General features: G+C 47.9%; 9 protein-coding genes. 4 read left to right on the forward strand and 5 right to left on the reverse strand.

The window, feature by feature from the left end; translation table 11 throughout:
- Positions 1–139: 139 nt before the first annotated feature.
- The gene (locus tag CFK45_RS09660) at positions 140–1,834 is read left to right on the forward strand and encodes an amidohydrolase family protein (RefSeq protein WP_096086244.1); all 1,695 of its coding nucleotides are present in this window, start codon (positions 140–142) and stop codon (positions 1,832–1,834) included.
- Positions 1,835–1,926: 92 nt separating this feature from the next.
- Here the strand turns inward: CFK45_RS09660 and CFK45_RS09665 are convergent, their stop codons facing one another.
- From CFK45_RS09665 to CFK45_RS09680, 4 genes are all read right to left on the reverse strand, one after another.
- On the reverse strand, positions 1,927–2,616 hold the full coding sequence (locus tag CFK45_RS09665) for a cupin domain-containing protein (protein ID WP_096086245.1): 690 nt from the start codon (positions 2,614–2,616) through the stop codon (positions 1,927–1,929).
- A 509-nt stretch (positions 2,617–3,125) separates the two neighbouring features.
- Positions 3,126–4,538 (reverse strand): hypothetical protein, encoded by a 1,413-nt coding sequence (locus CFK45_RS09670; RefSeq protein WP_096086246.1) that lies wholly within the window; start codon positions 4,536–4,538, stop codon positions 3,126–3,128.
- 232 nt (positions 4,539–4,770) lie between these two features.
- Positions 4,771–6,954, reverse strand: coding sequence for a TonB-dependent receptor plug domain-containing protein (locus tag CFK45_RS09675; protein WP_096086247.1), 2,184 nt, complete (start codon positions 6,952–6,954; stop codon positions 4,771–4,773).
- A 748-nt stretch (positions 6,955–7,702) separates the two neighbouring features.
- Positions 7,703–8,068, reverse strand: coding sequence for a peptidase inhibitor family I36 protein (locus tag CFK45_RS09680; protein ID WP_143247545.1), 366 nt, complete (start codon positions 8,066–8,068; stop codon positions 7,703–7,705).
- A 208-nt stretch (positions 8,069–8,276) separates the two neighbouring features.
- On the opposite strand from CFK45_RS09680, the gene CFK45_RS09685 reads away from it, so the two are divergent.
- Genes CFK45_RS09685 through CFK45_RS09695 form a run of 3 tightly spaced genes read left to right on the forward strand, consistent with a single transcriptional unit; the run spans position 8,277 to position 11,551 of the window.
- Complete coding sequence (locus tag CFK45_RS09685; RefSeq protein ID WP_096086249.1) at positions 8,277–9,188, forward strand: hypothetical protein; 912 nt, start codon at positions 8,277–8,279, stop codon at positions 9,186–9,188.
- 60 nt (positions 9,189–9,248) lie between these two features.
- Positions 9,249–10,853 carry a sensor histidine kinase gene (locus CFK45_RS09690; RefSeq protein WP_096086250.1) on the forward strand — a complete coding sequence of 535 codons (1,605 nt, stop codon included), beginning with the start codon at positions 9,249–9,251 and terminating at the stop codon, positions 10,851–10,853.
- Positions 10,850–11,551: a response regulator gene (locus tag CFK45_RS09695; RefSeq protein ID WP_204378446.1), complete on the forward strand. Its 702-nt coding sequence runs from the start codon at positions 10,850–10,852 to the stop codon at positions 11,549–11,551. The genes CFK45_RS09690 and CFK45_RS09695 overlap by 4 nt, the downstream gene beginning before the upstream one ends.
- An 81-nt stretch (positions 11,552–11,632) precedes the next feature.
- On the opposite strand, the gene CFK45_RS09700 is transcribed toward CFK45_RS09695, so the two are convergent.
- Positions 11,633–12,331, reverse strand: a complete 699-nt coding sequence (locus CFK45_RS09700; protein WP_158224666.1) for a substrate-binding periplasmic protein — start codon at positions 12,329–12,331, stop codon at positions 11,633–11,635.
- Positions 12,332–12,342: the final 11 nt, after the last annotated feature.

Raw genomic sequence — 12,342 nt, forward strand, 5'->3', positions numbered from 1 at the left:
CATGCGCTGCTACCTCTGTAATTTTATGAAGGGCTACTTGATTTGCGACTAACTACTGCAAGGCCAACCATTGCAAGGCCAACCATTGCAAGGCCAGCTTCTAAAACGTTAACAATGGATTCCATAACAAGGATGTCGTATGAAAAATTTGCCCAGCGCCGTTGCTATTTTATTTGCCGTCAGTGCCTGTACGTCATCTAACGAGCGCGTGCCCGTTACAAGCTCAAGTCAAGCCGAGGCGTTTTCCATCAAGCAATGCAGCGCCTTAGCCGCTACTAAAAGCGGTGCGACTTGCGAGCTACAGCAGCTTAATTCTTCTGCGCCGAACAGCCTAATTGTTCGCGGCGACATCTTGATGCCGAACGGTGTTCTTGAAGGCGGTAGCGTTAAAATAAAAAACGGAAAAATTACCGCTGTTGCGTGTGATGTTTCCGGTTTAGATAGCATGACCGTGCTTAGTTGCCCCGGGGCGGCGATTACGCCGGGTTTAATTAATGCGCACGATCACTTGACCTACAACCAAAATGCGCCGGGCGATTGGGGGCAAGAGCGCTACGATCGCCGCAACCAGTGGCGAAAAGGTCTCGACGGCCACACCAAGATAAATGCGCCCAAAGCACAAGATGAGCTCCAGTGGGCCTGGGCTGAGACGCGGCATGTGCTGGCCGGCACGACATCGATCGCGGGCTCCGGTGGTTATTCCGGCTTTTTACGCAATGTTGATAGAGCCGAGCTTCAGCAGGGTCTTCACGGCGGTGTTGTCGACTACGATACCTTTCCCTTGGGCGACTGGAGTGATGTGCAGGGCCACGATGATAATTGTGATTACCCTCAGCTTGTGTCGGAAGAGGTGTTAGACAACCTGGTGTTTTTACCGCATGTGGGTGAGGGTATTGATGCCTACGCCAATAACGAAATTAAATGTTTAACCGGGCGCGGCTACCCCGGCTCGCCCGGCGTGAACATTGCTGCGAGCAACGACACCTTTATTCACAGTGTTGCCGCTACGGTGCCTGATGCGCAGGTGTTTAAAAGCAGCGACATGCATTTGGTGTGGTCGCCGCGCTCGAATATTTCCCTCTATGGCAATACCGCGCCAGTAACCCTGTACGATACCATGGGCATTGCTGTTGCGCTTGCGACGGATTGGACAGCTTCTGGCTCAATAAATCTTTTTCAAGAGCTCTCTTGTGCCGCTTCGTATAACGAGCAGTATTTAGATGGTTATTTTAGCGACTACGAACTTTGGCGCATGGTCACTATTAATGCTGCTGAAGCTCTGGGTTTTGCCAACCAGATTGGTGCGATTAAAGTCGGCATGTTGGCAGATATTGCCATTGTTAAATATCAGGGTGAAAGCTCCGCTTACAGCGCTGTTATTGATGCAAATATCGATGCTGTGGCGCTGGTTATGCGAGCGGGGCAGCCGCTATACGGCGATCAATCTCTGCTCGATCAGTTAATTGCCGAGCCAGGCCAATGTGAATCTCTGCAGCAGGCGGGTTTGCCACTGTGCGGCACTGAAAAGGCGCTGTGTGTTCAACAAGAGCTCGGTATCAGTTTGCAAGAATTGCTAGCGCACAATCCCAGCTCGGCGAGTTACCCGATGTATTTTTGTGAGGCACCGGCCGATGAGCCGAGCTGCCTGCCCGCAAGGCCGGGTCAATACTCGGGCCTTGTGACACAAAACGACGCCGATGGCGATGGCATTGAGAATTCAAAAGATAATTGCGCAAGTGTGTTTAACCCGATCCGGCCAATGGACAACAACACACAAGCCGATTACGACCAAGATGGTATTGGCGATGTCTGTGATGTGAGTCCGGCGGGTTAGTGTTAACAGGCCCTGGTTAAAGCCTGCTTATTCAATAAAACGCATCGGGTCAGTAGGGCATGAGCGCGTTACGGCTATGTAAATGAAGTTTGCTATTGCTGTTTAAAATTTTCGCTTAAGTGACCAACTTTTACATAAATGAGTGCCCCGTCTTCTTTGGTATAAGGTGTGTGCTCACTCATATGAGGGTTGCGAAGCCAACTGCCCTTCGGGTAAGTGCCGTGCTCGTCGTAAAAGGTGCCTTCAAGCACCAGTATTTCTTCCCCGCCCCAGTGTTTATGTGTATTAAACCGGGTGTTGGCTTGCCATTTCACCAGCGCCACATGCTCGCCTTCGAAATCATGTAGGGGTAAAACAAAAAGGCCTTCACTTACGCCCGGAAACCACGAAGCTGTTTGGCTATTTATATTAACCTGGCTTTTGTCTGCTTCAGAAAACTGATGTAGTTTGACAAAAATAGTCGCGCCTTTAGGGCCCACTTTAGGTCTGTGTGATGTGCCAATAGGGTTGCGCACATAGCTGCCTTTTGGGTAAGTGCCGTGCTCATCGGCAAATTCGCCTTCAAGCACATAAAATTCTTCGCCGCCACTGTGAGTGTGGGCAGAAAATTCACTGTTTGGCGCATAGCGCACAATGCTGGTTGCACGGGCTACTTCACCGCCTATGCGGTCGAGCATCATTCGATCAACACCGGGAATAGGCGATGCCCGCCACTGATAGTCTTTATTGCAGATAACCACGCGCTGAGTGAAGTCTGCGTTGATTCGTACATCGTTTTTCATCTGTGTACCTGCCTTAATTGCAATCAGTCCAAATTCTGTGTGTGAAAAATAATACGCGTTTGGCGTTAAGCATGCTTTTGTCGTATATCCGCACTGTGTTCTTCAGGGTTTGGCTCTTGCCCCTATGAAAATAGGCGATCGCACGGCGTGGCACCTATACGGGTAGGGCAATAGAAGGGCTCCTGTAGGGCCTGTTAACACTAATTAAATGCACTCTGTTGCGCCCCTCATTCCGCTATCAAGGCGTTTGGAGCGCAGTTTGGTTACTCCAAATAAGCGACAAACAACACAGAGAGCGGGATGAGGGGCACAACCCGAAGGGCTGGGCCTGAATATCCGCCCCGATGCGTTACTTATCGCTTATTTAGCTTGCTAAACTGCGCTCAAAGCGCCTTTCTGGTCGAATACTCAGGCTCCAGCAGAGCGTATTTAATTAGTGTTAACAGGCCCTAGTAGAGATAAAGCTTCGGCGAAACAAGCTCAGCCAAATACTGTTTTCTACAAGAAATTTAATCGTAGTTCCAGTCGGCGAGCCCAACAGTTGTGTAAGTTTTTTGCAGCGGTGTTGTGCGGCTTGTATTGTTGAGCAGCTCATTGAGAACCTTAGGGCTCAATGCCTGATCATAGCCAGAGACAGCATCGACGTTGATCAATGTGGTCTCATAGTAACTTAGTGTTTGCTCGGCAATGCTGTATTCAGCGGGCAAGCTGATATTGGGCAGGCTGCCGGTTAACGGTGCTATATAGGTGCGCTCTGAGCTTGTATCTAAGCCTGCAGACCAGGACTCGTAGCGAATCAATAGATCTTGTTCACTCGCGCTGAAGTCATAGTGTTGAGAGGGCGTTGTATGGAGCTCGAGTACAGTATTGGCATCAAGTGTTGGTTCTTGGTAATCCACAGAGCGAGATTGCCTGCTCAAAGGCACGATCACTTCCCAAAAGCGAACGGGCACACCGTAACCTGCAGCATCGAGTGTCAGATAACTTGAGAAATAACGGGGCTCAACGCGTTCGTGTACTAATATCGACGCGCTGTTTTGTTCCGGTGCTTGAGCATAAAAGGCGTGGATTGAGTCGGAAACGTAGTGAATTCGATTGTTTCTGCTTGAGCTGGGTGGCAGTGAAAAGGTGTCGCCGGGATCGCTGACATGAATCTGAATGCGCTTGTCGTTGTCTGCGACCTGGGAAGCAGTAAGCACACTGTAGTTTAATGTGTTTGTGCTGCGATTAAAGTCGTGGGCAACCAATATGTTTTCTTTTTCATCTTGGCCCTGGCAAACAAGCGTGTCTTCGTAGCTTGCTACCTCCGATGTTACCGATGCCGAGGCGTATTCCAGGTTAATCTTGCTGAGGCTGTGGTGGCTCGGCCTTACCTCTACCTGATAGCGCTCACACAGACAGCCTTCGGCGCTGTCGCTGTACCTGTACCAGGTGCCGTAGTCGCCAGCTTTAGGCTGAACAATAACAGTCGATTGGATCAAAGCATTGTTGTTTTCAACGACAACCAAGCTGTGTAATGACGGAGAAAATACAGCGCCGGCAAAGCCTCTGTCGTCTGCACGGTCGCGCTGAACTATGGCGCCTGCCTGGTCATACTGTATGAGCTCGAAGTCAGTAACAGGCGTGCTGATACCGCAGTAATTTTTTTGTATTAGCGAAAGGCTGATATCAAAATCTGGTGACGGTGACGGTGACGGTGACGGTGACGGTGACGGTGATAAAGACGGTGCCGGTGATACTGACGGTTCCGGTGATACTGACGGTGCCGGTGATATAGACGGTGCCGGTGATATAGACGGTGTCGGTGTCGGTGATTGTGCTGGTGTCGGTGCGTCGGAACCTCCGCCGCAGCTAATAAGTCCTAAAGGAAAAAAACCTATCACAAGCATTTTTCTCAAACGAGAACAACAAAATACATCCATGATTTTTCCAAAGCGCTGTTAAATACAATCAGCTAAACACCAGTGTAGTGTTTTGGCTGATTAAGGCTCAGAAATTCTGCATGATCACGGCTTTTAAAACAAGTGGCCTGGAGCCAGCATTGGAGCGAATAAAACAATTGAGCACTTATCTCTCTTATCTTTTAGTTTGTACAAGCTAATACTGCCCGAAACTTCTGGCTTTTGTTTTGATTTGGCCGCGTTTTGCTGAGTGTTAGAATGAATAAGCAACACTTAATAAATACTGCCTGCCGTGATAAGGCAGGTCATAAACAATGCCGGAATTCGCCGAGCTAGGCGCCCTGGCAGCTTCGTTAGTTAAATTTTCTGCCGACAACGATAATTCAGTTTTTTTCGTAGACTGCCACGTTAGAGCTGCCGTTACCCAGTTATAGTCTTTAATATCCGGCCTTGGATCGCCTTTTACGCGGCTGATATCCATGACACGCTTAAAGCCAAGATCCGTATTTAGCTGCTCTAGAACCTGCCAATTAAAGCCTGCAAAAACCATGTGCTTGGGTATATAAGGTTTGCTGTCATCATTACTTAACTTAACATCGTTATAACTTGCATTGAGTTTAACGCTTAGTCTATCCATAGAGCGCCAGGTAAGGGCCAGCTCAGCACCTTTGCCGCTATTACTTTCAATATTTTCATACTGCTTAATTGAAGGTGTATCTTCCAGCGCGACCTCCATCACTAAATCCGACGCTTCGAATTTATAGATGTTGGCCTGAAGTAGTAGGTTTTTTGTTGCTTGGTATGCCAAAGCAAACTCAAGTGTATCAATTGTTTCAGGTTTTAAATCTTTGTTGCCAATTAAAGAGGGGTTGTTGCGTATCTCCAGCTCTCCTTGCTTGGGCGCACGAAACGCAGATCCGTAAAACACACTGAGATCTAACTTGCTCAAAGGTTTGAAGTGCACACTGACTCGCGGGTTGCTGGTTGCTCCAAAATCTGAATAGTCGTCGTAGCGAATACCTGCAGAGCTCGACACCCAATCATTTATTTTCCATTCATCTTGAATAGATAGCCAATAATAGTTGCGACTAATTTCAGGCGGCACGTAGAGATAGGCGCCCGATACATCGACCATGGTCTGCGATACATAGGGGCTGCCATCCCCGGGGTAGTTAATATTATCAAGAACACCCGGCCCGAAGTTTTTTTTCTCAGCAGCTTTTTGTCTTTCATTGCTATAGCCAACCTGGCTTCGTAGTTTATGAGGGCCCAGATCAACTAAGTGAGTTAATTCAGCGATGTATTCATTTTCTTTATACGAAGGTGTGCCCCTGACTCCGTCGGGGAAAAACACCAAACCACCACCGGCTGTAAATAAGTTACCGTCATCGCCAACGGGGAATAAACTGTTCTGAGGGAAGACATCCCAGCGATTTTTTAAATAACCATAAGTGTGAATTAAAGTCAGCTCGGTGGAGCCGGGAAGGCTGATGTACTTGTCGAAATTAAAACGCAGGCGCGTATGCTGATTGGTATTTTCCAGCCAACCTCGCTCATCCATGGCGTTGGCCGCGCCGGTACCGGCCGTGCCTTCTGCGTGAACATAAAAAAAGTCTAATTTAAGTGCATGCCACTGGTAGCGAGCAGTGATATCGTATTTTTGATGTTCCTCATCTAAGCGCGTTGGCGCCAGAGAGGCCTGAGTCATAAAGATAGAATCAAACACCGTTTGTAAATCTTGCTCGACGATATTGCCGCTTTTTTCACTGGCTTCGCTGTATTCAAAACCCAAAAACCACTTGTGCTGATTAAAAGAACCACCGAAAGCTGCAATCAGGTCTTGATGGCCTTCGCTGCCAGCGCGCGCATTTATTTGGTTAACACTGCTATCGCCCGCTTCAGGCAGCACGACATTAATTATTCCGGCAAATGCATCGGCGCCGTAGACCACCGAACCAGGCCCTTTTACCACTTCTATGCGTTTGGCATTGCCTATGCCCGCACTTAAATGCCCCGAGCGCCCGCCGAGCTGAGCGTCCTCTATTGGCAAACCATCGAGCAGCATTTTAACGTTGCGGCTGGTAAAGCCACCTATACCTCGTATGCTGACAAGCGGGTTGCCCTGGGTTGCGTTATTTTTGCCTACGTGTACACCGGCAACAGGTTCAATGGCGTCTTCCAGTGTTGTTGCCCCCGACTGGCGCCACTGCTCTCGCGCAACAATCGTGACACTTGCCGGAGCATCACTTAGCTTCTGCTCATAACCTGAAGCCGCCGTCACCACCTGCACGTTTAAGAGCTCGGCAAGGCTCATATCGAGTAAATCAAAGAGCTCACCGTCAGCGGCCATGCTGTTAGCCGAAGCCAGAAGGCCGAAACTAAGCAAACTCAAACGAAACGAAGGCGGGCAAAACAAGCTGGGGCGGTGAGTAAACATAGGGCCTGCAATAAGATAGTATTGAGCTATACAGACGCACAAAACAAAAGAAAGGCCTGTGCCGGGAGTCAACGATTATTTAAGTATAGGCAGGCTTGGGCTAGGTGCCAGAAGGGCGGGAATAAAGCCCAGGCTTAAATGCCTGGGTACGTCATTTAAAGGTAGCTATAGAGCTAAGCAAAGTGGGGGCTAGGCTAGCGAGTACGGCCCCTTAGCTAAATTTGAGCAAGGTGGAGCTTAACTCCGAAGCTCTCTAGCTGCTCTATGGTCATGGTGTTGGGTGAATTTCAAGCGCTATGCACACCTATGGTTCGGGGCGGCGTGAAATGAGAGGGCTTTCATTTTGCATCGCAACTGCACCTTGCATCGCAACTGCACCTGCACCTGCAACTGCGATCGAAGGGCTAGGGCACTGAAAGTACAGCTGCGCTAAAAAGTGTAGAGCAGATTTTTAATGATCTGGGTGCATGCAATATTAAATAATTATTTTTATAAAATATTTTGTGCAATTTATAAAACGATTTGAAAAAACCTAAGTTGCCGGCCTTGGATATGCTCGAACTTGGCGATGCCATTAAAAATCACGGAAAGCGGTTTTGATAGAGCATGGAGCGACAAACTGTTTAAATACCCTTGAAATTGAAATACTTCAGCCTTGGTTATTTCGGTTGAAGTTAGATGGGAGTTAGATGGGCGTTAGATGGGCGTTAGGGAGGAGCCCGGTAACTCCGGGCTCCAGCAGGCTGAATTATTTCTTCTTGCAACGTATGGATGACGCCTGATCATTCCAGTAGGTCCAGCCCCAAAAGCTATGAATCATACCTACATTGGTCAAATTGAATGTTCCTTCACCGAAGGTACGATATTTACCACCGTAATTATCATGCTGAAATATAGCCAGGAGATAGCCTTCAGCAATTTTAACCGATGACGCCTCATCGTTAAAATTCAACGAGCTCAAGCTAGAAACATTTTCTCCACCCTCAAAGCTGTGTACTGTGCCACCGCCATTAGTGTGCTGGTAAATCCAGCATCCATCCTCAGCCAATGCTGCGTTAGCCATAAACAATGTGCCAGCTGTAGTAATTACCGCCAAAATTTTCTTCATGTTCATAAGTCTAGATCCCTGATAATTTGGTTTATAGGTAAATGCGTTCACACATTCAACAAGGCGTAGATTAACAATGAAATGTGGATGAATTGTGGTGAGCGAGCAGGCGGCATGAAAACTTGTCCATGCCCAGATCACAAGGGTATAGTCCGATCAATTTTTTCATATAGCCAATATTAAAATCGACCTGTTCGGGCCATGGAGTTACACAATGTTCATACGAAAGCGGCTTTGGCCTCTGATCATAATTGCAGTAATTTCTGTTGGGCTTGCTGCCTGGGCAGTGCTCTTAGGTGACAGCCAAAAGCTTGAGCTCACCGCCGATCCTGTGCTTAAAGAGCCGTCGCCTCGAGTTCCCGCAAGTATGCAAAATCGTGTCAGTTCAACTTCAGTACCCAGTAGGGGCAACGCCGCCGGCGAAAATCCAGGAGCGAACGCCGAGTTACACGCTCTTACAGAAGAAAGCTATGAACATTTTGTCGATGAGCTGCTGGCGCTCGAGCAGAAGTTTTTCGATTCTCTCAGCAAAGAACAGCTTGATGAACTGTTCAACTGGGGAGGCCCTGCCGCGCTTGCTGGTTCACACCGGCACATTGTTTACCGGAACTACGATAATGAAACGCTGACCCTCCTGTCTGACAGCAATGACTATATCGCCAGCCATCTGTTGGTCGATCGCTACCTGCAATCGCTGGCTCCCGAGCACCTGGACAACGCAGAAAGTCTGGCAATTCGCATGGCCGTAAACAGTGATATTTCGTCACTGAAAAAACTCGCCGATATCAATAGAAAGAAGTACAACAACCTCCAATCTTTCGGCGAACACGACAAGGCAAAGCGCTTTAGAGTTGAAAGTTTGGCTTGGGAGCTGGTGTTTCTAACGAGATCTGGCGAAGAATTGGGGCCGGAGTTTGAGTTACTTATGCAAAACGAAGGTGATTACACCCAAATCAGCGAGCGAGCTGACCAACTCTACCAAGTTCTCGAAGGCGAACGACAAACAGCTGGCCTTGGCGCTTTTAACAACCTGCGTCCCGATTATATTGATCTTTATATGGATCAATTAGAAAGACTGGAAAATAACATCGTTGTTTCTGAATTCATTGATATTGGCACTGACTAAGCCGCTCCTGTAAATCGGCTCAATAGCATCGAGTAAAACTTAATACCAGGCACCTCAGTTATGAGCAGCAAACCAAGTCATACAGATTCCCAGCTGATGCCCTCGAATGGGCGCCTGCCCCCGCTAGGCGCAACGCCCACACCGAGTAGTTCGATTGGCTCCGAACTATTTCGCAAGGTGTTTTCCCTATATGTAGTGATCGCTTTGTTAACAACCACTCTTCACATGTGGATTGAATTTAAAAATACCAAAAACGATGTGCAGCACGAGTTAAAAATCATTAGTGAGTCAATCGCACCGGGTATTGCTAAGGCGCTCTGGGATTTTCACGATGAGCAGATTTTGTCCATCGTTCAGGGGACCCTCAGCCATCCGTCGATTATTGCTACCAGGGTTCAAAATGAATATGGTGACGACGTGTATTTTCGTGCCAGCGACGAGGCCGATCTCTATCAGATACAAAACATGCAACGCACAGGTATCTGGGGAAACAGGATATACGAATACAGCTTAAATCTTGAATACAATAACTTTGGTCGTACTGAAAGCACAGGCAGGCTTACAGTGTATTCAGGGCGGGAAGTGGTCTGGTCCCGCATACAGCTTGGTTTCACTCTTATCTTGATTAACTCCCTGTTTAAGAGCCTTGTGCTTTGGGCTTTGTTTATCTTTATTGCCAGAAAAACATTAACCAAGCCAATGAATTCGCTTACCAGCTTAATTCATCGGGTGAGGGATGAAGGGCTTTTTGCAAGTGTCTCGGAAAGTATCAAGGCGCGACCAGGAAATGAGCTCGACCTGCTTGAAGCAGCATTTATTGCCATGAAAGAAGAGCTCAAACAGCAGCAAAAGAAGCTGAGAATCCACAATGATCAGCTAGAGGCAACTGTCGCCAAGCGCACTCAGTCCCTACGTGAGGCCTATAAAACTCTGGAAGAAACAAGAAAAAGTGAAGCCTCTGTACTCGAGAGAAAGAGGCGCTTTATGTCCGACATCTCACACGAACTTCGCACGCCACTGGCCGTACTCCGGCTTCAGGTTGAGGTGATGGAAAGCGGCATTGGCGATATCCCGGATCACTGCTCCAAACTACAGAGAAAAGTCAGTCAGATGGAGCGAATAATCGGCGATCTGTCCACTCTCGCACAAGCCGATTGCAATGAACTTCAATTTAGTTTTGAAAAAAACTGCCTGCATAGTTTGCTCGTCGAGATCTATCAAAGCTATCAAGCGCTTGCCGTAAAATCCAGCATCGCGCTCAATGCAGATTTTTCAGCCATGCAGGGCTTACAAATTAACTCAGACATTGAGCGATTGCGCCAGGTATTTAACAACCTGCTAAATAACGCCGTAAAATACACTGACTCACCAGGCGAGATTCTGCTAGGCGCCAAACTAAGCTCTGGAAATGCGGTTATTACGATAGATAATTCCGGGCCTGGCGTATCTGATTCAGCGCTGCCAAGGTTATTCGAGCGCATGTATAGAGAAGACGGTTCTCGAAGCAGGGATACCGGCGGAGCAGGGCTTGGATTAAGCATATGCAAAAGTTTGGTTGAAGCCCATCGGGGTGAAATTTCAGCTACACACAGTAAGTTGGGTGGTTTGAAAGTGGTGGTTACGCTACCTGTTATGAACAGGATTGAGTTAGGAGAAGGTCTGTGATTCAGGTATTAATTGTTGAAGATGAGGTCGAGCTCGGCCAGCTTCTTAAGCAACTTATTGAATGTTCAGGCATGCAGGCTCACGTGTTGCACAGGGGGGATACAGCCCTGCGCTGGATCAAAGACAATGAGCCTGACATTATAATTCTGGATCTTATGCTGCCGGGCCTCGGCGGCGCCGATATATGCCGTGCGGTTCGTCAATTTTCAGATGTGCCTATTATAATGGCCACCGCCAAGGTTGAAGAGTTCGATCGGCTCTCAGGCTTTGAGTTAGGCGCCAATGACTATGTTTGCAAGCCATATAGTTCAAAGGAGGTAATCGCCCGAATCCAGAATCTGGTGCGGCTTTGTTATCCCGAAACACGGGAGCCTTGCAGCGGCCTCAGTCTTGATAAACACAAACTGGAGGTATCAACGTCAACCGGAACGCTCTCACTTACAGCAGTTGAATTTCGCTTGCTTTCTCTTCTAAAGAAACACCCAAAGCGCGTATATTCACGAGAACAAATACTTTGCTTGATTTACGATGACGATAAAGATGTTTCTGATCGTGCCGTTGACAGCCTAATAAAAAACATTCGTAAAAAGCTGAAAAAGCTAAACCAAAACCACAATTACATTCGATCTGTTTATGGCGCAGGGTACCAGTTTGAACTCCCATCTGAGAACGGTGTATCAATGACCCAGGTACAGTAACCCAGGCACAGTAACAGCTGCACTAAGGGCTCGTTGTATTTAAAGTGCGCCCGGGTAAAACCTTTTAAACAGCGAAAGCAATCAATTGTTTGCGTGATTCAGCTCTCTGGTGAGCTCCTGGTACCGTCCGCTTCGCTTAAGCTCTTTCAGCCCTTCGTTAAACCACAGCACAATGTTATTTGCATTTTTACTTTTTTTTGACACCAGTAGCACCAAAGGCCCTTCAAATAGCGGCTTATTATGGAAAACGATTTGTGCTCGCTGCTGCTTGGTAAAATTCTTTTCTAACGCTTCCAGCCCTGCCTCAATGGTAATTGGAAACAGGTCAATACGGCCGTGAAGCAGTTTTTTCATATTTAGCAGGTCTTTTGGTACCCGGGCAATACGGTAATTGCCAGAGCGTTCAGCGCGCTCGAGCTCCGGGCCGTAATAGAGATCGCCTGTCACACCAATGCGAAAACGATGCAAATCTGAAAATTCAGCCCAGCTGAACTTAAGCTGCTTGCGGTGAAAAAATACTATGGTTTCATGAAATATTGGGTCGGAAAATAGGAAGTCGGATTTACGCTCATCCGTCGGCGTCCAGCCACCACTGATATCCCACTCGCCAGCCTTTACTAGCTCAAGGCTTCGTGAGGTAGGGAAAAAACCAAATTCCACCTCTACCCCCTGGGTGGCAAATGCCTCTTGAATTAAGTGGTTCATTAACCCAAGGTTTGGTAATTCTGTTGAGCTAAATGGCGCCCACTGCTCGCCCGCCACTTTGATTATCTGAGCCACTGCGACCCTGG

The sequence above is a fragment of the Agaribacterium haliotis genome (assembly GCF_002312815.1).
In the GTDB taxonomy this organism is placed as follows: domain Bacteria; phylum Pseudomonadota; class Gammaproteobacteria; order Pseudomonadales; family Cellvibrionaceae; genus Agaribacterium; species Agaribacterium haliotis.